Raw genomic sequence first — 26,016 nt, 5'->3', positions numbered from 1 at the left:
GTAATCTAAACGCCGTGAGTTATTGCCTAAATCCCGATTGCCCAAAACCTACAGATCCGTTAAATATTCCCAATCGTATTTGTCGTCACTGCGGTTGGGAAATATTATTGCATGAGCGCTATCGAGTTATACGTCCACTGGGGGAAGGTGGATTTAGCAAAACCTTTGAGGTCTTGGATGGAACAACGCCAAAAGTTCTCAAAGTGTTGTTTAACAACCATCCCAAGGCTGTTTCCCTGTTTCGACGAGAAGCAGAGATTTTAAGTTTGCTAGACCATCCCGGTATTCCCAAAGTCGATCGCGATGCCTATTTTCTTACTTTGCCCAGAAACAGTCAAGAGCCGCTACATTGCTTGGTGATGGAAAAAATTGACGGCTGTAACTTAGAAGAATGGCTTTTAGCCAGGAACTATCAACCAATTATCCAAGCGCAAGCTGTTGACTGGTTAAAACAATTGGTAATTATCTTGGAGCGGGTACATCAGCAAGAGTATTTTCATCGAGATATCAAACCATCTAACATTATGCTGCGCTCCTCCCATGCTCTCCTTAGTAAGAGAGTTTGGGGCGATTTGGTATTAATTGATTTTGGCACTGCTAGAGAAATTTCAGGAACTTACTTGGCGAAAGTCGGTGGCGGACAAAATGTTACGGGAATTATATCTACAGGCTATACACCCCTGGAACAAGTAAATGGCAAAGCAGTGCCCCAATCTGATTTTTTTGCTTTAGGCAGAACCTTAGTTTATTTGCTCACAGGTAAACCTCCCAACGACTTTCTGGAAGATCCCCGCACTGGTGAATTGTTGTGGCGAAAAAATGCCCCTCAAGTAACAAAACCAGTAGCAGATTTTATTGATTACTTGATGGCTCCTTTTCCGGGGAACCGCCCTTCAAGTACGCAAATTATTTTACAGTATATTGAAAATATAGAGCGCCATTTATCGACAAGTAAAATTAACACATTAGGTAGAGGTATTCAAACTAACTTACCGGGGCTATCCCAAAAAATACCTTTACCAAAAATTCAAAAGTCGCGATATAAAAAGCTACCAAAGTTCGCCACTGAATTTCTAGCAGTTAATGCGACTTTGCTGCTGGGGTTTACAGGCACTCAAATTTATGATTATTTCAGCACAAACTCACCAGATTGGAGCTACCAAAGAAGGCCAAATGGTTCAGAAAAATCCCAATCAGCAGTTGCGGCAGAAAAGCAATCTAGTCCTGTGGTGATTAGTTCAAATGCAAATAATGCTATTAAAAATAACCTGGCAGAAACGCACCTATCTAACCCTTACAACACATTGTTAGGGCATTTAAGCAGGGTAAATGGAATCGCCTTCAGTCCTGATGGAGAAATCCTTGCCAGCGGTAGCGGTGATAGCACTATCAAATTATGGGATATAAGCAATGGTAAACAAATCAGAACTTTGTGGGGTCATTTAAGCGGAGTAAATGCGATCGCATTCAGTCCCGATGGCCAAACTTTAGCTAGCGCCAGCGCCGACAATACTATTAAATTGTGGGACGTTAGTACGGGTAAGCTGCTGCATACCCTTATCGGTCATTCTGGTTGGGTGTCTTCAGTCGCATTCAGTCCCGACGGACAAACTATTGTTAGCGGTAGTTACGACCATAGCATTAAACTTTGGGATGCGAAAACGGGTGAGTTGCGAAAAACTCTAAACGGTCATTATTCCTGGGTGTTTGCTGTTGCTTTCAGTCCGGATGGAAAGACTATTGCTAGTGGCAGTTTTGATAATACTATTAAACTTTGGGACGCCATCTCCGGTCAGAAAAAGCAAACTTTAACCGGACAATCTTTACGAGTGCGATCGCTTGCTTTTAGTCCTGATGGAAATCTTCTCGTCAGCGGTACGGGAGAAGGTACGATCGAACTGTGGAATTTGATCACCGGTCAAATTCAAAACACTCTCACCGGACATGAAGATGCGGTGACGGCGATCGCATTTAGTCCCGATGGCCAGAAAATCGCCAGCAGTGGCGACTCAAATATCAAAATTTGGGATGTCACTACTGGTATATTGCTTGACAAACTTAGCGGACATTTAGATACAGTTGATGCTGTTGCTTTTAGTCCCCAGAACTTAGTTATCGCCAGTGGTAGCAATGACAATACAATCAAAATTTGGCCGCTTTCCCAACTGGAAACTGGAAAATTTTAGATTTGAAATTTCAAATTAAACTTAAATCTGAAATCTCAAATCAGCAATTTAAAATTTCCCTATCACCAGTCTCTAATTAATTTCAACTTCTAACTCACTTCTCCACTGTGACAAAGGTTTTTCCCAATTTTCCTCCCACTTTTGCGCCAGCAGAGGTTTCGCTTTTAAGCCCATGTTATAGCCGCGATCGATAATTTTCATCAGCTCGCTCAAATCATCTGGAAATCTCAGCAGAGTATTCAAAATTCCTCCCGCCATCAGCGCCACCGACAAAGGTGTGCGAGTTTGAGCAAGATAAAATGCTTGCAAACCGATTTCTCCGAATACATCAGTGTCAAAACCAGTAATCGCGTGCCAAATATCGTAGGTTTGACCGAAAAACTGGGTACAAGCCCCGTCCTAAAAGGACGGCTTTTCTTGATTCCTGATGTATTCCTTTAAGACCTCCAGTGGTGCGCCACCAACGGATATAGCGAAATAACTGGGACTCCAAAGAGCTTCTTTATGCGGTTTGGTGTACCCAGCTTGCCCGTATCTGCGGCTAGAGACACCTTTGAGTGCATTAACAATTTGTGAAACAGATAGCTTTGGTGGAAACTCAATCAGTGCGTGTACGTGGTCGGACTCTCCATTGAATTCAAGCACTTTGAAATCCATCTTTTCTGATACTTCATTGAAAGATTTTTTAATAACTTCCAAGCTTTTAGCTGTAAATACAGCCTTCCGATATTTTGTAACGCAGACCAAGTGAATCTTAAGGTCTGTAACGCTATGTCTTTCTCTCCGGAATGGGGTTGTCATTTTGTGTAGACCAATATATAATTAAGTTATTAAGTTATAGACCAATTCTAACACGGGCAATGAAAGCTAGATACCAGTATCGATTTTATCCAACAGACCAACAGCAACAGAGTTTAGCTCGGTTGTTCGGTTGCGTCCGTGTTGTGTATAACGATGCTTTGGCTATCTGCAAACAATCTCAGAAGAAACCAAAATCTCCGGAACTTCAAAAAATAGTTATCACTCAGGCAAAACAGACTGAGCGTCGGGCGTGGTTGAGCGAAGTTTCAAATATCCCCTTACAGCAGTCAGTAGCCGACTTAGAGATAGCTTTTAAGAACTTTTTCGATGACTGTAAAGGCAAGAGAAAAGGTAGAAAGGCTGGTTATCCCAAGTTTAAAAAACGGACTAACAGACAATCAGCACGGTTCCGGATTGGAGGTTTTTCGATTAAAGGTGAGGGTGTTTATCTGGCAAAGATAGGTGTTGTAAAACCTATTTGGTCAAGAGAGCTACCCGCGAATCCTAGCTCTGTAACTGTTATTAAGGACTGTGCTAACCGTTATTTCTTAAGCTTTGTCGTCGATATTGAGCCAATCAATGTTAATGCCAAGAACCAAAGCATTGGTATTGATTTAGGTATTAAGACTTTTGCTGTGATGAGTAACGGCGATCAAGCTTTCAGTCCTGACTACAAAACGCTAGACCGTAAGATACGCAAGCTTCAGAGGAAGTTAGCACGACAACAGAAAGACTCTAGACGTAGAAACAAAATCCGTATTCAGATCGCCAAGCTGCACAATCAGATAGCCGATCCCCGTAAAGATTTTTTACACAAATTGTCAACCAAGGTCGTTAGTGAAAACCAAACTATCGTACTGGAAGACTTGAATGTGTCGGGGATGGTTAAAAACCGCAAGCTCTCTCGTGCAATTAGTCAACAGGGATGGCGAGAATTCCGGATTTTAGTTGAGGCAAAGTCAGAGAAATACGGACGGAAGTTTGTAGTTATCAGTCGATGGGAACCAACCAGTCAAATTTGTTCTGATTGTGGTTACAAATGGGGAAAAATCGATTTGTCGATCCGTTCTATACTTTGCCTAAATTGCGGAACAGAACAGAACCGAGATGATAACGCCTCGGTAAATATAGAAATGGTCGGCATGGGGCATCGGCACGACCTTAAATGTACGTCGAGACAGAGTAAGACTACCTCGGTAGCATCAGTCATTGAAGCGTAAAGAATCCCCGTGCGTTCACGCCGGGGAGTATGTCAAGTATGCGTAATGCTAAGTAAGTATAATCATTGTCCACCCTAACCTTACGATAAAATTCCGGATCGAAATTTGCCTCCTTCATTTTGTACGCATAGGTGTAACCCAAAGATTCTTTGGGTAGTTTTAGCAGATCTTCTATATCTGGAGATTGGGCGATATAACGTTCGTCAATGAGAGGTTTAACTTCAGGGATAGACTTCAAATATTCCATCGATTTTTGATATGTTTCGGTATGGCGAAACCCCTCCGCCATATCGAAAACAGAATCAGTTTGACCGGGATCTATAGCAAAAGTAATAAATCCCTTGAAACCGATGAGATAGTCAAGGTGCATTTGCCGATTTAGTTCTGGTGCTAACATAAAAAATCTCAAATTTGTATGTACCAATACTCTATATTCGGTACTAACCCAATCCCATCCGGAAATACCAGTTTGACAAGCGTCTATTTATCGCCATATTTAAAGTAGTTTGCCAGAAACTAAAAAAGCGGGTTTTGTTGTGTAGGGGCGAAGCATTTGGGCGACAATCGATCGCGATCGGCAACAGTTTTTTATCCAAATGCAACGCCGGAGCCGAGGTTTATATAGGCACACACACCTTAATTCCTTTGTCAACCTCTTTTACTGGACTGGCGCTCTAGCAAACGTTGTGCCCTTGGTTTAAACAACAAATAAAACAACGATTCAATGTACCGCAACAAATCCTCACGGTTTTCCTGAGAAGTAAAGTTCCAAAAACCGTAAATCCGCGCCAAGGACAGCAGCCGAGTCGTGTGAATTTTCCAGGTGTAGGTGCTGTATACTCGATCGATAGCTCGCTGGGAAATTTCATGCCAGTAGTGAGGATCTCGATCGCATTTGGAAATAAATTCCAAAATTTTCTCAGCAGTTTCCTCCAAGTGGGTTGGATTGATGTAAAATCCATTAACCTTATCTTGAATAATCTCCAAAGGGCCACCAAACTGGGTGGCAAAAGTTGGCAATCCTGAAATCATCGATTCCAAAATTGTCAAACCAAATGCTTCAAACAAAGCTGGTTGCACAAAAATACCCTGGCGATCGGCTATGATTCGGTAAATTTCTCCAGAATCGCTTTTAGGTAGGCGCACCCCCAACCAGCGAATTTTACCATGCAAATTGTACTCGTCAATAATGCGGTAAAGCTTTTCGATTTCAGCGCGTTCTTCGCGATCGGTTGTTTCCTCAACGCGCAATTTCCCGGCGATTAAGATTAAGTTACAATCTGCTTGCAATTCTTTACTTTTACCGAAGCATTCCGCCAATCCAGTCATATTTTTGATGCGATCGAGTCGCGCCATTGAGAAGAGAGGACGCTTGCGGGTATCTTCCAGTTTACCAAATATCTGGACTGGATCTTCGCGATCGAACAACATTTGTTCCAGCCGATCGCGATCGCTCTCTATTCTATCTTCATGGCTAGTATAGGGAAAATACACATTTTCATTTACCCCAGGTGCCACCACATTGAACTTAGGACTGAATAGTTCAATCCCATTGACAACGTGATATAAATCTGGCATCGTAAAACACTTGTAAGACTCGTACTGACCTACACTATCCGCCGTTCCCACAATTTCTTGGTAAGTGCTGGTCATAATAAAGTTCGCCGCATTCATCGCCAGCAAATCGGCGGTAAAGTGCAGTGAAAAATGATATGCCTCCTCAGATTCTTGCCAGTAAAGATTACTAAAAAGGTATTTAGATTTTTCTAAAGCGTGAGCGATATTGCACTGAGTCACCTTGAGACGACGCGCCAGTAAAAACGCCACTAAATTCCCATCAGAATAGTTACCGACAATCAAATCCGGTCTACCGTGAAATTCTGCCAGCAGTTCTTTTTCTGCATCTATAGCATAGGTCTCCAGATAAGGCCAAATTTCAAAACGCGATATCCAGTTATTCGTCATATTGGGATTGAATTCGCGGAATGGTACGCGCAAAATCCAGGCATTTTCAGTACCGTAAACTTTTTCCAGACGTTGGTTGCAGCGAGTACCATCGCTGTTAGGAATTAGACGAGTGAGAATAATTACTTTTGGATGAATATTCAGGACATCCAATCCAGCTAAGGTGATGTCTTCTTGCAGTTGTTTTTCTAAACCTTTAGCTTGGTCGAGAACATACACTACTTGACCGCCTGTGTCGGGTCGTCCCAAAACTCCTTCTTGACCGAACCAACCGTGAGGAGACACCAAAACAATTTTAAACACCATCGGGATACGAGAGAGGAATGCTTCCAGAGTTTGACGATCGGATGAATCGATCGATTCGTCCAGCATTTCCAGCGTTTCTCGTACCCGACCCGCAGTGTTACCCCAACCGGGTGCAAAACCCATTGTTTGCAGTTCAAACCGAAATTCTTCGTAGGGTTGGTGGTTAGGTAAATCGTTAAGAAAAGTTAAAGCTTTTTTCACCCTGTCGGATAACTGCTGCTGCGATCGAATGCGTTCGTCGATCAGCAATTGAACACCGTTGTAGGTGTGAACGCGCAGGAAATTAAACAAAGCTTCCTGCCATTGTCCGGGTTCTTGCAACAGTTTGCTAGATAAATAGCGGTTGAGTAATTGCACACCGTTGCCGATATTTTTGGGGTCGCGAATTGTCGGCGAATAATCGTAAAATGGCCCGAAATCCAGTTCTAGCAAGTCACCTTCATGGGGATGGAAGTGGTTGACGAAGCGATCCCGCAGATCCAGCAACTCCTGTACGGTTATGCGATCGACTGCCAAGTCTTCTGTCAATCGATATACTTCTTGAGAAGCAATCTTAGGACGGATAATCAAATAGAGATTACTATCTTCTCGAATAATCTCTTGCGTGTAATAAATTAATTTTTCTAAATGGGAAGACTTGTAAAAATTTTCTGGTTTCTGGCGATTAGTGGCATATTCAGAAAAAGCAGTAAGTATGTCGTTACGCAGCAGGTAACGCTTTTCTTGCTGGCGTAAAAAGCTGGCAAACTCCCGCAGATCGCCTTTTTCTTCGCTGCCAATCACAGCTTCGATAAGTTCGGACATGGTAACTCGCTTGAAAAACGATTGTTTTTCCTACAACCAACTTACAAAATTCTGCCGAAAGCGCCTGTTCCTTGAGGAAGAGTTCTTCTTCAGAGTTTGGCCCAGATCGCTAAATATAAGCTGTCTCTAGCGGAAACCTTTTTTCACCCAATCCCGAAATGACTGAAATAGAGTTGTATCATCCACTACTTCTGCCTGTCGGACAAACTGCATAAATTCTGGCAGTGGCAGAAAAGGGAAAGTGAACCTTTGTTTTAGTTTGCCACCTTCTTCTTTTGCGAGTAGATAAACTTTCAGGGTAATTCCGTCGTAACACCAGACTTCGGGAATACCAAGAGCATCATAAATTGATATTCTATTTAGGGAACAGTTGCCGATCTCAATTTCGATCGCCAAATCGGGAGGAGGGTCGCGAGTGAGGTCAATTTCCGCTTTACCCATTACAGCTGAGGCATTTTGGATGTAGAAGCATTCGTCTGGTTCTAAGCCTCGTTCTAAGTCCTGACGCTTAAACGTCATAGAACCCGGATTAATTAGGGGAATAGTTTGCTCTGCCGCTAAAATTTTAATAAAGCTCCCTATGAGTGTCTTGTAGCGCTGGTGTCTGTAGGGGGGGCCGATCAGCTCTAAATTGCCGCGATCGTATGTCAGGCGAACCGAGCGATTTTGTAATACTTTCACTATTGTTTCATAGGCATCCCAACTGATGTCTGTCAGGACAAACTTTTGCTTTGGTTGAATTAAATCGACTGCCATTATAAATGCTCAATTCCCTGTGTTTTTCCATTAAACATTGTCTCACCCAAAAGCCGAATGTTTACAGTTAATAGCTTCTGCCTGCGGGGAGATTTTCTAAAATTTTCAGGGAATTTGCCGATTCGGAAAGCCAGGGAAAGCAAAAATTGGTGTTTGGTTATTTGTGAAACAGTAAGTATACAGTTATGGAGGAACCATACATATATACAAATATTTCAAATTAGACCCCAATCCGTCCATCTCACGCACAAAGCTGCAAGGATCTCCGTTGCTTTCTGCCTACTTGCCGCACGGATTCGATCGCATCTGGATATTCCGCAAACAATGCTTTTTGGGTTTTAAATAATTCCACTGCCATATTTAAAGCTTTTTCATCGGGACAATTCGTTAAAACTCTCTCCCATCCTTTCGCCCAATCCCAAGCATTTATTAACCCGGTTGCTTTCACTTTCAAATCTTCCAAACGTGCTTTTTGTTGCACTAAAACTGCCTGCAATTGTTCCCTGTGTGCTAGCGGGTAGCAATACCGTTCCAATTCCGCTTCTGTTACAGCAATCAATTCTTCTAACTGTTCCCAGTCAGCGCAACTTGTCAGCAATTCAATCACAGCTAACAGCCAGCATTCCAACACCCGATAGCTGCAAAACCGTCCCCCTTCTCCCTCGACTGTCACCAGAAATATTTCCGGCCATTTCCAACCATCTGGGTCTTCCGCTTGTTCCGGTAAGCTGAGTGTCTCTGCTGGCTTCCCTATCCCGTTAGCAATGTCGGAAAGCTGGATTTGGAGGTTTCTCGGATTGACGAATTCTGTTAACCGCTTGGCCATGATTTGCTTCCTCACTGGCGCGTGACTTTTACCACTGATACCAATATAACATATATTAAACAATATTTAAAACATTTTTGTAAAGAATTACGATCTATATTGAAATGATGATGGATTAAATAAGAGTAACAGACTATCGCTGTGCCAATTTACAGGAAACAGGCGCAAGGATTTACACGAGATGGTAGGTATCGCCTTGGGGAACTTCTGCTCAATGCCAGAATGCGCCAAGACGAAGGACACGGCTTATCATTGGACGACTTTGTGGAACTGATCAACGAGTACCACAAAAAGGAGGTAATCGGCAAAAACAAGCTGTGGCGTTTGGAAACCGCATCTGTAGTGAAGCCAAAGGCTGAGGATTTAGCCTACTTAGCCCCATTCACTTGGTCGGAGTCAGCTGAAAGACCTTACACTGTTGAGGAGCTAGTCGCGATCGCTAAAGAACAGCTAGATCCAGCAGATGTGGGCAAAGTTCGCCCACCTGACCTTAACCTCGATAAGCGATCGCAGCCAGCTTGACCGAAAAAAAGCGGTTTCAAGCCTCCCATTTTAATGGGAATCATCAAAAAATTTTGACGAATTTCAACCTCCGCTCTTTCAAGGCCCAGCCAATCCAAAATCCAAAATCCAAAATCCAAAATTGGGTGACCTTTTTCAAGCATACAAACTCGCCACGTATTCCCCATAACCGTTATAAGGAAGCGTGGCTCGTTTCTCCCACTCAAAATTCGGCCCCTTCCCGACGAATTTTTCCGTCGCTTGCGACCATCGGGGATGAGGTTTTGTGGGATTTACATTCGCGATAAAATCATACTCGTTAGGTACAAGCGTATTCCAAAAAGTTGCTGGCTGCTTTTCCACAAACTCAATTTTTACGATCGACTTCGCACCCTTAAAACCATACTTCCACGGTATTACTTCTCGCAACGGCGCACCGTGCTGATCGGGTAACAAATGACCGTAAACTCCTACAGCAAAAAATGCTAACTCATTCGCCATTTCATCTAGGCGCAAACCTTCTGTATAAGGCCAAGGCAACTTTCTCCCCAATGTCCAAGCTGGACCGATCGTAATTTTCGGATCGTAATAAGAGGTAAAGCGGACAAATTTAGCTTGCGAAGTTGGTTCCACCGCAGCAATTAATTCGCGCATGGCAAATCCAATCCAGGGAATCGCCATCGACCATGCTTCAACGCAGCGAAAACGATAAACGCGCTCTTCTAGAGGAAACTTTTTCTGCAAATCATCTAAGTCGTAAGTACGGGGATTTTTCACCAAACCGGTTACTTCAACTTTCCAGTTTTCAGTAGGCAAAGCTTGGGCTGCTTGCCAAATCGATTTACCGCTACCGTACTCATAAAAATTGTTATATCTGCCAGCCAAAGTTTCGGCGGTAATCGGTCGATCGACTTCGGCAAAAGCGGGATTGCGTTTAACTGAATTTAACTTCGGTTTATCCAATGTTTTTTCCAGGGTCAGCGCCGATTCTCCAGACTGCTGGCAGCCTAAAATGGGCATAATACTTGCGCCCAAGCTTGCTCCCACGAGCGTTTTCAGAAAGCGACGCCGATTGAAAAAAACATCTGCCGGTGTGACGGAGCGATCGGGAATTTCCCAGGATTTAGGCACGCGAATCAGTGTCATAGAGAACAAACTCCTATTTCGATCGGCTGGCAAAAGTCAAAAGTCAAAAGTCAAAAGTCAAAATAAGTTTATTCTTGCAGCAATTGTTGAAAGCGCTGATTTCCTCTAATCCGATCGAAATAGGAACTTGTTGCCGCTAGAGTTAGGTATTTATCCCGATCCAGTTCGATCGCCCTTTGCAAGCTTTCCACCGCCCAATTTACCTTAGTTAAAAGCGCACAACAGCAAGCTTTACTGAACCAAGCATCAGCTTTGTGAGGATTCATTTCAATCGCTTTGTTGTAGCAGGCGATCGCATCATCATAGCGACCCATACCGCGCCGCGCATCGCCGCGACGATACAATGCCCAATAGTCATTTGGTCTGATTTGCAACGCTTTATCGTAACAGCTAATTGCTTCTGCATCGCAACCCATCAAACGCAAGCTATCGCCCCGCCAATACCACGACCAGTAGTCTTTTGGCCTTAGACTGAGAGTTTTATCGTAAGAGGCGATCGCCTCTTCGTAACGCCTCCCCTCCCGCAGAGCGTGAGCGCGATTGTACCACGCCCAGTAATCTTCTGGTTTCAACTCGATCGCTTTATCGTAACTGACGATCGCTTCTTCGTAACGCCCCACTTTACGGAGCGTATGACCCCGCCAGTACCAAGACCAGTAGTCATGGGCGTTCAAATGTAGTGCTTGGTTATAGCTAGCGATCGCATCTTCATAAAAGCCAAGATCGTCTAGAGTATTTCCCCGCTGATACCAAGCGCGGTAGTCATCCGATTTGCATTCTATCGCTTTGTCATAACTGGCGATCGCATCATGGTGATGGCCCCCCGCACGCAGCGCATTGCCCCGTCGATACCAGGAGCGATAATCATCCGGACGGCACTCTAAAGATTTATTATGGCTACCGTTTACTTGGTCAAAAGCACTCAGACGACTCATAGCGACCAGCAAGCAATTAAAAATATCCTTATCAATCCACAATTATACTTTATCAAAAAGTTGGGTTTAAAACCCCGTCCTTCCAGGACGGCTTTCTTGCCATTGCGTAGAATATTAAGAATGTCTATCAGCTTCATGTCAATAAAACAACACATAAACATTCATTCGTCATCCGTCATCTGCCAAAACCTTTTCCACCCACACGCCCCCGGAACTGGGCGAAAAAACTCATAAATGAGTAGGGGCAGGTTTATCCTGTCCCTACTAATGACTGATAACTAATGACTGAATTCGAGTTACCAAGCCCTTACAAATTAGAAGAAGCTTGATTTTGCGGATTGAGCATTACACTCCAAGTGCTAGTCCCAATCACACCATCCGCAACCAAATTTTTAGAACGTTGGAATGCTCTAACAGCGTTGCGAGTTTGCAGCCCATACACACCATCAATCGGGCCATTATACAAACCTTGTTGTTGCAATAAAGTCTGAGCCTGTCTAACTTCTTCTCCCCGACTACCCAAACTTAAAACCGGATTTTGGTTGTTTGAAAAGCCGCTCGTACCGCTCGTACCATTAGATGGAGTAGTGGTTGTATTTTGAGAAGGTTGATTTAGCGGCTGATTGAGTTCAGAGGGAGATTGATTTAGCTGACTTGGTTGCTGATTCGTTTGGTTTAAAGAATCATTCACTTGAGGGGAACCAGTCTGAGCATTAGCAGGCATCCCTCCCAGGAAAGGAATCGCAGAAATTGCAGAGATAATTCCGACGTATACAACACTCGATTTCACTAATTTAGTGGCCATGATTGAAACTCCCTATTACAAACTTGAGGCAAGCGCTTCTTTCAAACTTTATCTATCTATCCTCAACCTTATATGGTCAATCGAATTAGAACATAGACCGCTAGTGTGAGTTTAGGCTTGTCAATTTTATAACCTAAGAAAGGGCTGATAAATTTTTAATTTACGGCACAAGTATGATGTTGTAAAATTGATAAAAATGACTTTGTGGATGCCAGAACGCAGCATCTGATTTTGTGGCAAGAAAGCTAGAAAATTTTATGCAGATAAATACTATCTAAAGAAAGAGATTACAACCATCTTCAGGTGACTTACGTACAGATAAACCTTTGTGCGATCAACCGATTCTCTGGCAGCACAATGCAGTAATCTGAAAGATAACCCGATCGATCGACCAAATTACAACTGTTTTTCTATGATTTTCCGGCAAGTAGCTGCATTCCTATTAGCTTCCATTCTATGCTGCTGGGCTTTTCCAGCACAAGCATTCGACTATGCCCCGCCTGTGTCCTTCAGCAATGCGGAACTGACAGGGCAAAATTTTTCCGGTCAAACTCTGCGCCAAGCTGAGTTTTCCAACGCTAATATGCAACTAACGAACTTCGCCAATGCTGACTTGCGTGGAGTGGCTTTTAGCGGTTCTGTTTTGACAGGGGCAAATTTGCACGGAACTGACTTGACTAATGCTTTGATAGATCAAGCCAACTTGACAAATGCCGATTTAAGCGACGCAATTTTAGAGCAAGCCGTTTTACTGCGCTCTATTTTTAGAGGTACTGATATTACAGGGGCAGATTTCAGCTATGCGATTTTGGATGGCAGTCAAATCAGAGAATTATGCCAACGCGCTAGCGGCGTGAATTCTAAAACAGGTGTGGCAACTCGCGATTCTCTCGGTTGTAGGTAATTCTACCGCTTATTGCCTTTTTAATCTATCTGCGTGCTGGGGATGAATTGCGACAGAATTTGCAGGATAAGGGCCATCAAAAGATATCTCCGAGTGAGGTTCTGTGGGGCTCACTATCCTGTAACCTAAGTTTGCCAGAAATTCGTAGATAGTTCTAATATTGTGAGAGGTATATTTAAAAAAAATAGGCAATGTTTCAAAGTAAATTAAGGGATGATACTTTTCTATGACTGCCTTAGCTCCTAGTAAAACATCATATTCCATGCCTTCTACATCTATTTTAATTACATCTATTTGATCGGGGTTCTCCAGCACTACCCATTCATCAAGTGAAACTACATCTACCAAAATACCGGAAATTGGCTGCAAAGCACCATTTCCTAGAAATTCTCGGTCTTCGTGATAAAATAGCTGGCCTTTACTCGCACCCACTCCTAACGGCACCACTTTTACTAAATCTTTCAGGTGCGGATTTAACTTAATATTGGCTTGCAAACGATAACGGATATGTTCTGATGGTTCAAAGGCATAAATTTTGCCAGTAGTTATTAAACTAGCGGCAACTAAGGTAAGGACACCGCAATTAGCGCCAATATCTAAAAATACATCATTTTCGCGAATCACCTTGCGGAAAAACTTGGTGGTTACAACATCGTACACACCGCCAAGCCATACAGAAGCTTCGATTGGATAAGTTGTATCAACATTAAATTTATATTTACCAGCATAATTTTTGACTGTATAAGTTTTGCCTTTGGCTAGTAAATGGGCAAATTTACCTCCACCCTTACCAGTAAAAACAAAAACTAACTTGACGATTAAACGTAAAATATGGCTAAATATAACGTTCCAAATTTGTTTCATAATAAAGAATAGGTGATGGTTAATGGGCATAACCTTTTGACCGATGACCGATCGCAAATGACAAATGACTAATCACAGTTAGCAATGAACAATATTAAGCGAGTGGGGGTTATTGGTGGAGGACAGCTAGCTTGGATGATGGCGGGTGCAGCAAAGACGTTGGGGATTGAATTAGCAATCCAAACGCCCCATCCCACCGATCCGGCTGTGGCGATCGCAGCTTCCACCATTTTTGCACCAGTGGATGACGATGCCGCCACCGCCGAGCTAGCTACTCGCTGCGATGCGATCGCCTTTGAGAATGAGTTTATCAACTTGGAAGCTCTAATGCCGCTACAGGAACAAGGCGTCCGCTTTCGTCCGAAGCTAGAGGTATTGGCCCCCCTCTTAGATAAATACGACCAACGCTGCTATTTGAGAGATTTGGGTATACCGGTGCCCGAATTTGTCGCCCTTGAGGAAAAGGACGAAGCGGAAGAACACTTAATTTCCCATTTCCAATTCCCAGTAGTGCTGAAGGCGCGACGCCACGGTTATGACGGACAGGGCACCTTCATCATCAAAGATGCGGAAACTCTGGCAGCAACATGGCAACGATTGGGACAAACCCCTGTATTGCTAGAAGAATTTATTCCCTTTGAACGGGAACTGGCGGTAATTGCAGCGCGTTCCCATACTGGTGAAGTTGCGGTTTATCCTGTAGTGGAAACGCAACAAGAAGAACAAGTTTGTCGGCGAGTGCTAGTACCGGCAGATATCGATTCAGCCGTCAGCGCCCAGATAGAAGCGATCGCCCATACCCTACTCAATAGCTTACAAGCGGTGGGAATATTCGGGATCGAACTATTTTTGACCGCCACTGGCAAAGTATTGGTCAACGAAATTGCACCCCGCACCCACAATTCCGGGCACTTTAGCCTTGATGCCTGTTATACTTCTCAATTCGAGCAGCATCTGCGAGCCGTTTGCGACCTACCCTTGGGCAATCCTGCCTTAAAATGCGATGCGGCAATCATGGTAAATCTATTGGGTTACGAACATTCCCAGAACGATTACCTCAGCAAACGACAACAACTTGCCGATTTACCGAACTCTCACGTCCATTGGTACGGGAAAAGCGAATCCCGCCCCGGTCGCAAACTCGGCCACGTTACCGTTCTATTAGATGGCGCAGATAAATCCAACGCACAAACCTTAGCACAGGCGATCGAATCCATATGGTACAGCAGGGGTTAGGGGTTAGGGACTAGGGGTTAGGGACTAGGGCGTCGGGAAGAGGGAAGAGGGGAGAGGGGGAACGAGATAGCGGGGGAACGAGATAGCGGGAATAAATTCTTAATGAGTGACTTTTGACTTTTGACTTTTGACTTTTGACTTCCCCCACTCCCCCCTTTGCAATCTCCAGAAAAAAGCTAAAATATGGAAGCAGGTTGTCCTGAGACGTTGGTGACTGCCAATAATGTTTTGTGATCTATGCCTGTTTAAAAAGGGAGCCATAGAGTTTGAGCTGCGGTAGACCGGGCTTGTACCCGGAAACTTTGAAGCTATCACCGATGGTGCCCACCTGGTTCATCCAGGTCAAAAACTGAGGTAAGACGGCGTTGCGGGATACCTGCACAGAAATAATTCCCCTGTCATACAGATGGGGGTATTTTTTTTTGTGATCCCGATAAGGTGGAAAAGGGGTTAAGGGTTAGGGGTTAGGGGTTAGGGGTTAGGGAAGAAGGAAGAGGGAGAAGGAAGAGGGAAAAGGAAAAAGGGAAGAGGGAGAGGGAGAAATTTTGACTTTTGACTTTTGACTTTTGACTTTTGACTCCCCATGACTGTTTGTATTTTTTGATTCCAGTTAAGCTGGACAAGAAACGCTAACATAATTGAAAACGAGTGGAATGCGGGTTTGAGATTAAACGTTTTGTCTCAACTGCCGAACGTGTCAGAGTTCCCGGCTGATGTATTCAGGCTAGACAATGGATTGACGGTGATTCACCAATACATATCGGCCACACCCGTAGCAGTGGTCGATGTTTGGGTGCGTGCGGGAGCCATACGAGAACCCGATGAATGGTCTGGTATGGCCCACTTTCTGGAACACATGATCTTCAAAGGCACTGACCGAGTGCCTCCAGGAATGTTTGACCAGATTGTGGAAAACTGGGGAGGTGTCACAAACGCCGCTACGAGCCACGATTACGCTCATTTCTTCATTACCACAGCGGTGCCGTACTTGGCAGATACGTTGCCGTACTTGGCGGAACTGCTATTAAATGCTGCCATCCCAGATGACGAATTCATCCGGGAAAGGGATGTGGTATTGGAGGAAATTCGCCAAGCAGAAGATAACCCGGATTGGTTGGGTTTCCAAGCGCTGGTAGAAAGCATTTATCCCCATCATCCTTACGGTCGTCCGGTACTTGGAACGGAGAGCCATCTGCTCAAACATTCTCCCGCAGAGATGCGATGTTTCCACGCTTGCCATTACCAACCGGAAAACATTACTGTGACGATCGTCGGGGGAGTCGATCGAGAAACGGCTCTAGAACTTGTGAGTCGATCGTTTGTAGAGTTTGCCCCTCGTTGCAATTCTCCCCAATTGCAAACAAAAATCGCTAGCCCGCTGACAGAAATTCGCCGCCAGGAACTTTGTCTACCCAGACTGGAGCAAGCTCGTCTGCTCATGGGTTGGACAGGCCCGGGACTGGAGGAATTACGCAGTGCCTACGGGTTGGATTTGCTGTCGGTGTTGTTGGCAGAAGGGCGGTGTTCTCGACTGATACGGCAATTGCGGGAAGAAGAGCAATTAGTGCATAACGTTGGTAGCAGTTTCTCGCTACAGCAGGAGTCGAGTCTATTTACGATTAGTGCCTGGTTGGAACCGCAATATTTAGATGTGGTAGAGGGGCTGATTTCGGATTGCCTCGCCCAGTTGCACGCCTCACCCGTTTCTGAGGCAGAATTGAAACGCTGCAAACGCCTGTTGTGTAATGATTATGCTTTTTCCACAGAATCGCCCGGGCAGTTGGCTGGGCTGTATGGCTATTACAATACGATCGCCCAAGCAGAAATCGCAGTTACCTACCCGCAGCAGATTCAATCATTTCAGCCAGCAGAAGTTCAGCAGCTAGCACAGCAGTATCTATCTCCGGAGCGTTATGCGGTCACTATCTTAAAACCTAATTACTAATAGCTAATGGCTTTGTTGAAAAGCCATTAGCGATCAATGACTATTGAGTATTAAGTATTCACAATTGACAGATGACCAGAATGCAAAATTCCATCGATCGAGGGATTAAGCGAACACTATTAAAAAACGGCATTGTCGTAATCGCAGTGGAAAATCCGGCTGCCGATATTATTGCCAGTCGGATATTTTTGCGTGTTGGGGGTCGGTGGGAACAAAGGTCGCAAGCGGGTTTGTCTCACTTACTCGCATCCGTCCTTACCAAGGGAACCGATCGACTGACCGCTTCAGAAATTGCCGAACGTGTAGAATCCTTGGGAGCAAGTTTGGGTGCTGACGCGGCTGCCGATTATTTTTTGCTCAGCATGAAAACTGTTTCTGCTGATTTTGCGGAGATACTGGAACTGGCTGGGCAGCTGTTGCGCTCGCCCAGCTTTCCAGAAACAGAAGTGGAATTGGAACGCCGCATGGCTTTGCAGGCAATTCGATCGCAGCAAGAACAGCCTTTTACTGTGGCATTCGAGCAGCTGCGACAAGCTATGTATCGCGATCATCCTTATGCGATGTCGAGTCTGGGAACAGAAAGCAGCGTTTCCAAGCTTCGTCGTGCTGATTTACAGGAGTACCATCGCACTTACTTTCGCCCGGATAATACTGTCATCAGTATAGTGGGCAGAATAGCGCCAGAAGATGCGATCGCCCAAGTCGAGCAAGTTCTCGGCGACTGGGAAGCACCTGCAACGCCTATACCCACCCTCAATCTACCCCGCATTACCCCTATTCCTCACCCCAGCGTTACCTACCAACCAACTCAGCAATCTATTGTGATGTTGGGATATCTCACACCATCAGTGGGAAGTCCCGACTATATGGCTTTAAAGTTGCTCAATACGTACTTGGGGAACGGTCTTTCCAGTCGGTTGTTTGTGGAATTGCGGGAAAAGCGAGGTTTGGCTTATGAGGTTTCTGCTTTCTACCCCACTCGCTTGGATTGGTCGCAATTTGCAGTTTACATGGGTACTGCCCCCGAAAATACAGCGATCGCACTCGATAGCTTAAGGGCAGAAGTCGATCGCTTGTGCAAAGCTCCACTTGCCCCAGAAGAGTTTCAGGCTGCCCAAAATAAGTTGCTGGGTCAGTACGCTTTGGGCAAACAAACCAACGCTCAAATAGCCCAGGTTTATGGCTGGTACGAAATCTTGGGGTTGGGAATCGAGTTCGATATCACTTTCCCCGAAGCTGTTGCAGCTGTAACAACTGAGGCGGCGATGGATGCGGCTTGCCGATACTTTATCGAGCCTTATGTGTCTTTGGTTGGGCCAGCATATGCTGTGGATGGATTGGTAGAAAAGGGTTGGCAAAATTAGGGGTTAGGGGTTAGGGGTTAGGGGTTAGGGACTAGAGATTGCCCCATCATTCATATAAATTGGGTTTCGAGAGCGGGAGTTGACAAAAGTCATGTGTCATGATATATATCCAATGACTAATGACCAGTGGCGAATGACGCGATGGAAAATGTCAAGGTCGATCCGTTTTTGCTTATTTGTGCTTCCTGTTTCCCTATTAAGTTGGTATCAACTGCCACCTGCATTTAGCCAGGGATTCAGTCGCTTAGACTCGGAAGTTTCCAGCCGCCAATCCGTAGTTCGACCTACCCTCAAAAGCGGTAGTCAGGGAGTGGTAGTCTCAGAACTGCAAGCAGTTCTCAAACTGTTGGGATATTATGGTGGCGCGGTTGATGGCAACTATGATGAAACAACTGCGATCGCAGTTTCTCAATTTCAGCGAGCGGCTGGTCTAAAAGCTGATGGTATTGTGGGTACGGCAACTTGGGAAAGATTATTTCCACCTGCGCTGACGACACAGCCTTCTGCTGTATCCTCCCCAACAGCCGAGTCACAAGAAAAACCAGTACCGGCAAATCAGTCTGCCGCTAACACCAGCGCTTCTACTCTTCCTGAGTCCCCAACAAACAATTTACCAATTTTGCGGCTGGGGATGCGCGGCCCTGCTGTGTTCTGGTTACAAAAACGACTGCAAGCAACCGGTTTTTTTACTGGTGCTGTCGATGGTGTTTTCGGCTCAGATACGCAAATTGCCGTCAAAGCGGCACAAAGAAATTTTGGGTTAAATGCTGATGGAGTTGTTGGCCGAAGCACTTGGAGAGCCATTTTACCTTAGTTGTCGGTACATTGGTTCTTTTGGGTTGATGGGGTAAAATCTTCACTTTTGTTACCAATTTGGGGGATGGTATGTTAGGTACAGCAATTTAATTTTTGCTTGCCGTACTCTATTTTCTTGCGCCCGTGCCTAACACACCCTACAGTTACTAGCTTCCCGCTCAAAGAATATGTACTGCATTAGAGGGGAGTGGGGGAGAAAAAAACAATGGGTAAGTTGCGATCGATCGTCTTACGGCAAAGGGACTAAATAAGATTTTATTATCCGGATAAATAAGGCAGAGCCGACTAACGCTTTCGTTGATGGGGTAATGTATTGAAACTATCAACTAAAACTTAATCATAGCAGTAATTTAAGGTGCGATCGTTCTTTTGAATAATCTCCCAATCAAACTTAGTTTTAAGTGGAATCTCAATATCTTCGTGTCTAACATCCCAAGATTGATATTGCACTAGAGCGCTCCCCTGTTGTGCCACCGCTCAAGTCAATCTTTTGACGTAAGGATGATTTCGACTTGGGATAGAGCCAGAGGCGAGAACTTTCTGGTTATTCTAGCTTTACAGGACAAAAAAATAAATCCTGCTTAATTAATAGAACAAATAAATCGCTGTTTAAATCTGCTTTTGAGGCAGTGCAGTAGATTTCTCTATTTGTTTATTCCGCAAGGGAGTTGTATCAAAAGCTATGACAGACCACAACAATCGCACCACCTCTGAGCGTGAATTTTATCAAGATCCGAAAGGAAACACTCATAGCAGAGTAACGCCAAACACGGAAACCGTTCACGGTACAACACCAGATGAGTATCGCGACGGTTACACTCACGGTCGTATGGCCGAACGTCGCCACCAAGAAGGTTACCAAACTACTCGCGATAATAATAATGCAGCTCGCGGCTTGCTGCTGGGGATTATCCTAACTTCTCTTGTCGGTCTCGGTGCTGCTGCACTATACTTCTTCAACCAGGGGAATAATGAGCCGGTACCTGCACCTGCGATCGTTCCTGTACCGGCACCTAGAGCAAATCAATCACCCAGTCCGGCTCCAGATAGAACGATCATACAGCGCGAAACAACTATAGATAGATCTCCTGTAGTAGTTCCGGTTCCCCAAAGACAAACGCCGGCTTCTTCATCACCGCAACCGAACATTACTATTCAACAATCACCATCTTCTCCAACACCAGCGCCAGATATTAACATTAACGTTCCACCCAGTTCTGGGCAACAAAATCAAAGTTCGGGCAGTGAAAGTAGATCCCAAAGCTCAACAGGCACTTCTACGGGAAGTAGACAGTTGCCTTCTGTACAGACAGTACCGGATCGATCGCAAAACCAGAATGGCGGCGCGGCAACTTCAGGTTCTTTAGGTAACAGTGGCACCACATCCGGTAACGGTTCTACTACGGGGGGAACAGGCACATCCGGTAACGGTTCTACCACGGGGGGAACAGGCACATCTGGTAGCGGCTCTACCGGCGGTGCTACAGGTAGTGGCACATCCGGTAGCGGTTCTGGCGCTGGTAGCGCGGGCACAGGCACATCATCCGGTAGCGGTTCTACCGGCGGTACGGGCACAGGCACATCATCCGGTAGCGGCTCTACCGGCGGTACGGGCACAGGAACATCCGGTAGCGGCTCTACCGGCGGTGCTACAGGTAGTGGCACATCCGGTAGCGGTTCTGGCGCAGGTAGCGCGGGCGGTTCGGGCCAATAAAAGCGAAATTTTGCATCCTTATTCCTAATTGCTTCTTGATAGTCGCTTAATCTTCGGCCTCCTCAAATAAATAGGGGGCTTTTTTTATTTATGCTCATTTCAAAATTAATCAAATTTATGAACTATTTCAAAAATTCAAACTATATAAAGTTTTGTAAATAACTATCGCACCACTAGGAAACAAATGCTAACTTAAAAATTAAGGCACGAATCAAGAAAGTCTTCAAACAAAACTCTTGGATTCGAGCTAGTGCCTCCCGCTCCAATCCAAACGCAACGTCTGACCGATGTGAGATTCATCCAAGAAAAGTGGCATTGCGTTCAGCCCGGATTAATGTTTGATATTAGAACGCAAAGCAGATATCACTATCTTAATCGGCTGTGTGAATACACGGAGGTGATGCAAAAGTCCGGTTGCGGTCGGTTGCGATTCAAGTCCACCTTATTGTAGTTAAGTTCCTTCTTTTTGGAAACACCTGGTTGTAATTCGTTTCGATTAAATCGACAGATCTTAACCCGCCGCAAGCTACTAAACGTTTATCCAAGTAGCTGGGCGGGTTTAAAAATGTGGCCTAAGATACAGGCTCACCAATTAACTTGACAATCGTGACTTCTGGGGGACAGAAGAGGCGTCCGGGTAAATAGGTTCCCAATCCTCGGTTGACATACAAACGGTTTGCGCCAATCTGATGCAAACCTTGGGCCCATTCCCAATGCTGAAATACTTTGCGGCAATCTTTGCGGGTGTATGGTAGAAGAGGGCGAAGCGATTTGGGAATCGTGCGAGTAACTACTGGCAACCATGCAGGTAGTGGCCCCAAATGGGGTAACAAAATTTGTCCGCCGTGAGTGTGACCTGAAAGTTGCAAATCCACCCGCCACTGTTGCAAAATCTCGGCGCTATCTGGATTGTGGGATAAGACAATGCGGGGAATGGCGGAATCTATCTGTTTCAGGATCGGCCCAGGCTTGAATTTGGCAGAATGGAAGTCAGCAAGACCTACCAGCGCTAATCCTGGGCCAAAGGGATAAGCTACCTGATTCCAGAGGACGTGAATGCCGATGTTAGTTAGGGCTGTACGAATTTGCTGTTTCGAGTGCCGAAAGTAAAGGTCGTGGTTGCCTAAAATAGCATAGATACCCATACGACTTTGCAGGTGTTTGAGTCGCTGTACTAGGTTATAAATAGGGGCAGGATCTGAGGTTACGTAGTCGCCGGTAAGTACAATAAGGTCAGGTTCCGCTTGATTGCTGGCAGCGATCGCTTCTTCTAGCAAGTTTTCCGAAAGTCGCTTTCCGTCGTAGTGGAAATCGGATAACTGTACGATTTTTGTATGATGTAACGATACTGGTAAGTCTGCGATCGCTACTATGATATTTTCAACTTTCAATGCCCCGGTTAACAGCCTGTGCATAACTTAGAAATGAATTTTTTTTAAGGCAAAGGTAGGCAGAGATTGACGCCAAATAAAAATTTTTTGCTTCTCTTCCTCCTCTGGTATTACGACTGAGGAAGCGCGGGTGAGGCTTTTAAAAGCTTCGCATAAGTTGGAAGAGTTTTTGGAGGATGGTTTGGAGTTTCTGGTTTTTAGCGTATTTTTGTTTGGTGAGTTGAAGTGCGGCTTTGCTGTTTATTTCTGCTAGAGTGGGGTAGATGTGGATAATACCGCTGAGGGTAGAAACTTTCAGCTTGTGCGACATTGCTAAGACGATTTCGTGGATTAATTCGCCGGCAGAAGGGCCGACTAAATGGGCACCGAGAATTACACCGTTAGAACGGGTAATAATTTTGGCAAATCCGCTAGTTGCGGCTTCTGCTTGGGCGCGATCGACCTCAGCAAAATTCTGCTTTAGTACGTAAATTTTATCGCCGTATTTTTCTTTAGCTTGCTGTTCGGTTAAGCCAACTCGCGCTAATTCTGGATCGGTAAATGTTGCCCAAGGGATTATTTCGTACTTGGCTTTTGTCAGAGGTAGGAATAAAGCATTTTTTAGGACTACACTTGCTTCGTAACTGGCGACGTGGGTAAATTGGTATCCACCAATCACATCGCCGCAAGCATAGATGCGAGGATTAGTTGTCTGGAGTTTAGCATTTACGGTTACTCCGTGTTTGTCAACTGCAACTCCTGCGGCTTCTAAATTGAGAGATTCTATATTAGGTTTTCTACCTGCGGCAACTAAGATTTCATCTGCAATAATTTGGCGATCGCCTGCCCATATTTGCTTTTTACCGTCGATGATTTCCACTCGTTCCACTCGTGTTTTTGTGATGACAGTAATTCCTTCCGATTCCATTTGGGATTGCACAACTTGGGCTGCTTCCGGATCTTCCTTGGGTAAAATGTAATCCCTGCTGGCAATAATAGTAATTTGAGAACCCAAGCGAGCAAAAGCTTGACCCAATTCACATCCTATTGGCCCGCCGCCTATTACGGCAAGGGAATGAGGGCATTTAGTTAGCTGAAAAACTTGTTCGTTGGTAATATATCCTGCTTCTTGAATTCCGGGGATAGGAGGAATTGCCGGTCGAGAACCTGTGGATATTACAAATGCTCTTGCAGTGAGACGGCGATGGTTGACTGAAAAAGTTTGTTCGTCTATAAATTGACCGGAACCAAAAATTACTTCAACGCCTAACGATTGAAATCTTTCTGGTGAATCGTGGGGTTCAATGGCAGCGATCGCACTCCGGACGTGACCCATAGCTTTGGCAAATTCAATTTCCCGGTTTTCGCAGTCAATGCCAAAGCGAGCAGCGTTTTTTACTTGATAAGCAATTTTGGCAGCGTGGAGGAGAGATTTGCTCGGAACGCAGCCATACCAAAGACAGTCGCCACCAAGGCGATCGCGTTCCACTAGCGCTACTTTTGCTTTTAGTTGGGCTGCTGCGCTGGCAACAACCAACCCGGCGGAACCACCACCAATAATGACTATATCGTAATCGGCTGCCATATTTTCATATCCTCTTATATCCGGTCTTCATCTTTCTTCCCCCTTGGAGACCCCCACCATATCTGTACCCAGATTGGTGGTGGGAGGAAAAGGGGGGCAGGGTCTATGTAGCATAGGCGTAGCCATCTTTTTTGTGAATGTGTGTGCAGTATTTGTGGCTAATTCCTTGAACGACGCCATCAGTTGTTGAGATGTTGAAACTTCCAGTAGCACGAGTGGCTACTCGACCAACGTAAGCCCCAATCTTCTTCCCAGAGGTGACAACGGCTTTAACAAAGTCGCCTGTCTGAAAACCTTTGTGAAACTTGGTTCTGGAACAATAGCGAACCGGAAAACCAAATTTGTCTGTGCGGCATTGCTGACGGGTTCCATGTCCTTTAGCCGCAATCAGTAAGGGTTTGAGTCCATTTATAATTAACTGTTCTTTCGTAGATGCTCCAACACAAGCCGCATCCCAGTAATGGGTCTTGTCCAAGCCACGGATGGTGCGGTTGTACTTGGTGCGACCGCCAGTGCCTACCTCAACAGGCAAACCTGTTTTTTGAAGATTAAAGTACAGATTCCATCGGGTTGCATTGACGGCAGCCGTATCAGCTAGAGGTCTTTTAGCTTGTGCCAGAATTCGTTTGAGTAAGTCGGGTTTACCTTTGAGGAAGTCCTTGATATCTTGGTTGCCCTTGTTTTGATTGCAAGGAGTACAGGCTAAACACAAGTTGCTGACTCGGTTAGAACCGCCTTTCGAGCGAGGTTGTATATGCTCAATCTCAAGCTTGGTGTCTTTTGCCCCACAGTAGGTACAGGTTCTATCCCACTTTTCCAAGAGAAACTCACGAATTTCGTAGCCTACTATAGTCCCTTGTTGGTAGGCAATCCCGCTAATTTCAGCGTTTTCCAGCTGCTGCGTATCAAATCTGACCAATTCTTGAGAAATAGCGTTAATCTGGCACAGCAAAGACAGTCGTCTAACCCAAGTCAAAATGTTCGCAACTCGACTATTTAAAGACGGTGGCAACCATCCTGTATTGCGGGTGCGGTTAAGGAAACGAGGTTTTCGATAACGGGTTTTGCGGCTACGACGCAACCTCCTTAACTGGCGGCGGGAAGTTAAAGCGTCCCGAATTTGGAAGCCACGGTGCTGTAGTTCAGCTATCCAAACAACTTCGCCTGTGCTGTCGTTGACTACAGCTAATCCAGTTGTTTTGGCACCTGGGTCAATCTTGATACGAAGTGGTTCTACATCGGGATTTAATACCTCTTCTTTCCGAATTATCGTGAAAGGGTAGCGTCGGAAAACCGCCGCTTTCCCTTGAGATAGCAGCATTCTCGCCCTGCCTGGATGGATGGGGTTGAGAGGTTGCTTGTTAGCGTTCAAAACGAAAACTTTACTCAACTTGTGAGTCTCCTTGCGGGTAATGTTAGCCTTGACAATGTTTTAGAAGTTTGTCGCATTAACGACACTGGCTTCGACCCGATATGCCTGTTTAATCGTTAACCACAGAGCTACAGACTGGCTTCGTATCTGTAGGTGTGATGGCTTCCAAAACGTAGTACGCGAGGTACTTAGTCGGGTAAACTCTAGGCTTCTTTAAAAGCCCCCACCATAGCTGTACTCAGCTTGGTGGCGGGTAGTTTACCTCCATTGATTTGGCAGAACTCACCCCGATTGCGGCTGATTGATGCCATGTAGTAATTTGGCTTATTATAGTATCGCCTATAAATATAGTGCCGCCAACATCTTGTGCCCAGGTGGGTGCTTCCCCCAAAATGAAATAACTTGCGGGACAAAGCGTAGTATATAGCCATTACGCTCGGACAACGATACAGCGCTCGCCTATTCTTTTTGCCAGATGACGAAAGTCTGAGAAAGTCTAATATGTGGATCTGCGTTTGACTAAGTGACTTTATTGATAATGAATCTTAAGCAATTTCTGTAATTAGATAGAATTACAGTCTGCGATCGCATCGAT

Annotated in this window: 23 protein-coding genes and 1 other RNA gene; 11 read left to right on the top strand and 13 right to left on the bottom strand. The window is 45.0% G+C overall.

All coding sequences use genetic code 11. The annotated features are described in order from the left end of the window. The first annotated feature begins 14 nt into the window (after window positions 1-14). Window positions 15-2,186 (top strand): protein kinase, encoded by a 2,172-nt coding sequence (locus tag ACE1CD_RS36455; RefSeq protein WP_374791805.1) that lies wholly within the window; start codon window positions 15-17, stop codon window positions 2,184-2,186. A 72-nt stretch (window positions 2,187-2,258) separates the two neighbouring features. On the opposite strand, the gene ACE1CD_RS36450 is transcribed toward ACE1CD_RS36455, so the two are convergent. Continuing rightward, window positions 2,259-2,546, bottom strand: a complete 288-nt coding sequence (locus tag ACE1CD_RS36450; RefSeq protein ID WP_374792014.1) for a Coq4 family protein — start codon at window positions 2,544-2,546, stop codon at window positions 2,259-2,261. A 39-nt stretch (window positions 2,547-2,585) separates the two neighbouring features. Continuing rightward, window positions 2,586-2,987 carry an IS200/IS605 family transposase gene (gene tnpA, locus ACE1CD_RS36445; protein WP_374791807.1) on the bottom strand — a complete coding sequence of 134 codons (402 nt, stop codon included), beginning with the start codon at window positions 2,985-2,987 and terminating at the stop codon, window positions 2,586-2,588. Between the two features lie 59 nt (window positions 2,988-3,046). Between tnpA and ACE1CD_RS36440 the strand changes: the two genes are divergently transcribed. After that, window positions 3,047-4,207, top strand: a complete 1,161-nt coding sequence (locus tag ACE1CD_RS36440; protein WP_374827855.1) for an RNA-guided endonuclease InsQ/TnpB family protein — start codon at window positions 3,047-3,049, stop codon at window positions 4,205-4,207. On the opposite strand, the gene ACE1CD_RS36435 is transcribed toward ACE1CD_RS36440, so the two are convergent. The 4 genes from ACE1CD_RS36435 to ACE1CD_RS36420 form a co-directional block, all read right to left on the bottom strand. Further along, on the bottom strand, window positions 4,194-4,604 hold the full coding sequence (locus ACE1CD_RS36435) for a hypothetical protein (protein WP_374791811.1): 411 nt from the start codon (window positions 4,602-4,604) through the stop codon (window positions 4,194-4,196). The two genes, ACE1CD_RS36440 and ACE1CD_RS36435, sit on opposite strands and share 14 nt — an antisense overlap. Window positions 4,605-4,855: 251 nt before the next feature. Beyond that, a complete protein-coding gene (locus ACE1CD_RS36430) occupies window positions 4,856-7,282 on the bottom strand; it encodes a sucrose synthase (RefSeq protein ID WP_374827853.1) in 2,427 nt (808 codons plus the stop codon). A gap of 126 nt (window positions 7,283-7,408) precedes the next feature. Beyond that, window positions 7,409-8,038, bottom strand: a complete 630-nt coding sequence (locus ACE1CD_RS36425; RefSeq protein ID WP_374791815.1) for a Uma2 family endonuclease — start codon at window positions 8,036-8,038, stop codon at window positions 7,409-7,411. A 241-nt stretch (window positions 8,039-8,279) separates the two neighbouring features. Next, entirely contained in the window at window positions 8,280-8,864 is a 585-nt protein-coding gene (locus ACE1CD_RS36420; RefSeq protein WP_374791817.1) for a hypothetical protein, read from the bottom strand. 141 nt (window positions 8,865-9,005) lie between these two features. On the opposite strand from ACE1CD_RS36420, the gene ACE1CD_RS36415 reads away from it, so the two are divergent. Beyond that, window positions 9,006-9,386 carry a hypothetical protein gene (locus tag ACE1CD_RS36415; protein WP_374791819.1) on the top strand — a complete coding sequence of 127 codons (381 nt, stop codon included), beginning with the start codon at window positions 9,006-9,008 and terminating at the stop codon, window positions 9,384-9,386. A 135-nt stretch (window positions 9,387-9,521) separates the two neighbouring features. On the opposite strand, the gene msrP is transcribed toward ACE1CD_RS36415, so the two are convergent. The 3 genes from msrP to ACE1CD_RS36400 form a co-directional block, all read right to left on the bottom strand. After that, window positions 9,522-10,511 (bottom strand): protein-methionine-sulfoxide reductase catalytic subunit MsrP, encoded by a 990-nt coding sequence (gene msrP, locus ACE1CD_RS36410; protein ID WP_374791821.1) that lies wholly within the window; start codon window positions 10,509-10,511, stop codon window positions 9,522-9,524. Window positions 10,512-10,579: 68 nt separating this feature from the next. Continuing rightward, window positions 10,580-11,446 (bottom strand): tetratricopeptide repeat protein, encoded by an 867-nt coding sequence (locus ACE1CD_RS36405; protein WP_374791823.1) that lies wholly within the window; start codon window positions 11,444-11,446, stop codon window positions 10,580-10,582. A gap of 307 nt (window positions 11,447-11,753) precedes the next feature. Further along, window positions 11,754-12,251: a peptidoglycan-binding protein gene (locus ACE1CD_RS36400; RefSeq protein ID WP_374791825.1), complete on the bottom strand. Its 498-nt coding sequence runs from the start codon at window positions 12,249-12,251 to the stop codon at window positions 11,754-11,756. A 328-nt stretch (window positions 12,252-12,579) separates the two neighbouring features. Between ACE1CD_RS36400 and ACE1CD_RS36395 the strand changes: the two genes are divergently transcribed. Next, on the top strand, window positions 12,580-13,155 hold the full coding sequence (locus tag ACE1CD_RS36395; protein ID WP_374827852.1) for a pentapeptide repeat-containing protein: 576 nt from the start codon (window positions 12,580-12,582) through the stop codon (window positions 13,153-13,155). Window positions 13,156-13,164: 9 nt separating this feature from the next. Here the strand turns inward: ACE1CD_RS36395 and ACE1CD_RS36390 are convergent, their stop codons facing one another. Further along, window positions 13,165-14,019: an FkbM family methyltransferase gene (locus ACE1CD_RS36390; RefSeq protein WP_374827851.1), complete on the bottom strand. Its 855-nt coding sequence runs from the start codon at window positions 14,017-14,019 to the stop codon at window positions 13,165-13,167. 84 nt (window positions 14,020-14,103) lie between these two features. Here ACE1CD_RS36390 and ACE1CD_RS36385 point away from each other — a divergent pair, with 84 nt between their 5' ends. The 7 genes from ACE1CD_RS36385 (at window position 14,104) to ACE1CD_RS36355 (ending at window position 21,545) form a co-directional block, all read left to right on the top strand. Continuing rightward, a complete protein-coding gene (locus ACE1CD_RS36385) occupies window positions 14,104-15,255 on the top strand; it encodes a 5-(carboxyamino)imidazole ribonucleotide synthase (protein WP_374827850.1) in 1,152 nt (383 codons plus the stop codon). 193 nt (window positions 15,256-15,448) lie between these two features. After that, window positions 15,449-15,633, top strand: a non-coding RNA gene (gene ssrS / locus ACE1CD_RS36380) — 6S RNA. A 298-nt stretch (window positions 15,634-15,931) separates the two neighbouring features. After that, complete coding sequence (locus ACE1CD_RS36375; RefSeq protein WP_374827877.1) at window positions 15,932-17,200, top strand: M16 family metallopeptidase; 1,269 nt, start codon at window positions 15,932-15,934, stop codon at window positions 17,198-17,200. 71 nt (window positions 17,201-17,271) lie between these two features. Continuing rightward, window positions 17,272-18,564, top strand: a complete 1,293-nt coding sequence (locus ACE1CD_RS36370) for a M16 family metallopeptidase (RefSeq protein WP_374791833.1) — start codon at window positions 17,272-17,274, stop codon at window positions 18,562-18,564. A gap of 112 nt (window positions 18,565-18,676) precedes the next feature. After that, window positions 18,677-19,378: a peptidoglycan-binding protein gene (locus ACE1CD_RS36365; protein WP_374791835.1), complete on the top strand. Its 702-nt coding sequence runs from the start codon at window positions 18,677-18,679 to the stop codon at window positions 19,376-19,378. 684 nt (window positions 19,379-20,062) lie between these two features. Beyond that, on the top strand, window positions 20,063-21,094 hold the full coding sequence (locus tag ACE1CD_RS36360) for a hypothetical protein (RefSeq protein ID WP_374827849.1): 1,032 nt from the start codon (window positions 20,063-20,065) through the stop codon (window positions 21,092-21,094). A 250-nt stretch (window positions 21,095-21,344) separates the two neighbouring features. Next, window positions 21,345-21,545: a hypothetical protein gene (locus ACE1CD_RS36355; RefSeq protein ID WP_374791839.1), complete on the top strand. Its 201-nt coding sequence runs from the start codon at window positions 21,345-21,347 to the stop codon at window positions 21,543-21,545. 121 nt (window positions 21,546-21,666) lie between these two features. On the opposite strand, the gene ACE1CD_RS36350 is transcribed toward ACE1CD_RS36355, so the two are convergent. The 3 genes from ACE1CD_RS36350 to iscB form a co-directional block, all read right to left on the bottom strand. After that, window positions 21,667-22,509, bottom strand: coding sequence for a metallophosphoesterase (locus tag ACE1CD_RS36350; protein ID WP_374791841.1), 843 nt, complete (start codon window positions 22,507-22,509; stop codon window positions 21,667-21,669). A gap of 115 nt (window positions 22,510-22,624) precedes the next feature. Beyond that, window positions 22,625-24,049, bottom strand: a complete 1,425-nt coding sequence (locus tag ACE1CD_RS36345; protein WP_374827848.1) for a dihydrolipoyl dehydrogenase family protein — start codon at window positions 24,047-24,049, stop codon at window positions 22,625-22,627. Window positions 24,050-24,152: 103 nt separating this feature from the next. Further along, complete coding sequence (iscB, locus tag ACE1CD_RS36340; RefSeq protein WP_374791845.1) at window positions 24,153-25,439, bottom strand: RNA-guided endonuclease IscB; 1,287 nt, start codon at window positions 25,437-25,439, stop codon at window positions 24,153-24,155. Between the last annotated feature and the right edge of the window lie 577 nt (window positions 25,440-26,016).

The sequence above is a fragment of the Aerosakkonema sp. BLCC-F183 genome, from assembly GCF_041929145.1.
Taxonomy (GTDB): domain Bacteria; phylum Cyanobacteriota; class Cyanobacteriia; order Cyanobacteriales; family Aerosakkonemataceae; genus Aerosakkonema.
This window is presented reverse-complemented; position numbering and strand designations above follow the sequence as displayed.

What these genes read in the sequence shown, in the direction of transcription:
- tnpA (WP_374791807.1), bottom strand. Translation starts at nt 2,987, where the DNA reads ATGACAACCCCATTCCGGAGAGAAAGACATAGCGTTACAGACCTTAAG.
- ACE1CD_RS36440 (WP_374827855.1), top strand. Translation starts at nt 3,047, where the DNA reads ATGAAAGCTAGATACCAGTATCGATTTTATCCAACAGACCAACAGCAA.
- ACE1CD_RS36435 (WP_374791811.1), bottom strand. Translation starts at nt 4,604, where the DNA reads ATGTTAGCACCAGAACTAAATCGGCAAATGCACCTTGACTATCTCATC.
- ACE1CD_RS36430 (WP_374827853.1), bottom strand. Translation starts at nt 7,282, where the DNA reads ATGTCCGAACTTATCGAAGCTGTGATTGGCAGCGAAGAAAAAGGCGAT.
- ACE1CD_RS36425 (WP_374791815.1), bottom strand. Translation starts at nt 8,038, where the DNA reads ATGGCAGTCGATTTAATTCAACCAAAGCAAAAGTTTGTCCTGACAGAC.
- ACE1CD_RS36420 (WP_374791817.1), bottom strand. Translation starts at nt 8,864, where the DNA reads ATGGCCAAGCGGTTAACAGAATTCGTCAATCCGAGAAACCTCCAAATC.
- msrP (WP_374791821.1), bottom strand. Translation starts at nt 10,511, where the DNA reads ATGACACTGATTCGCGTGCCTAAATCCTGGGAAATTCCCGATCGCTCC.
- ACE1CD_RS36405 (WP_374791823.1), bottom strand. Translation starts at nt 11,446, where the DNA reads ATGAGTCGTCTGAGTGCTTTTGACCAAGTAAACGGTAGCCATAATAAA.
- ACE1CD_RS36400 (WP_374791825.1), bottom strand. Translation starts at nt 12,251, where the DNA reads ATGGCCACTAAATTAGTGAAATCGAGTGTTGTATACGTCGGAATTATC.
- ACE1CD_RS36390 (WP_374827851.1), bottom strand. Translation starts at nt 14,019, where the DNA reads ATGAAACAAATTTGGAACGTTATATTTAGCCATATTTTACGTTTAATC.
- ACE1CD_RS36385 (WP_374827850.1), top strand. Translation starts at nt 14,104, where the DNA reads ATGAACAATATTAAGCGAGTGGGGGTTATTGGTGGAGGACAGCTAGCT.
- ACE1CD_RS36370 (WP_374791833.1), top strand. Translation starts at nt 17,272, where the DNA reads ATGACCAGAATGCAAAATTCCATCGATCGAGGGATTAAGCGAACACTA.
- ACE1CD_RS36365 (WP_374791835.1), top strand. Translation starts at nt 18,677, where the DNA reads ATGACTAATGACCAGTGGCGAATGACGCGATGGAAAATGTCAAGGTCG.
- ACE1CD_RS36360 (WP_374827849.1), top strand. Translation starts at nt 20,063, where the DNA reads ATGACAGACCACAACAATCGCACCACCTCTGAGCGTGAATTTTATCAA.
- ACE1CD_RS36350 (WP_374791841.1), bottom strand. Translation starts at nt 22,509, where the DNA reads ATGCACAGGCTGTTAACCGGGGCATTGAAAGTTGAAAATATCATAGTA.
- ACE1CD_RS36345 (WP_374827848.1), bottom strand. Translation starts at nt 24,049, where the DNA reads ATGGCAGCCGATTACGATATAGTCATTATTGGTGGTGGTTCCGCCGGG.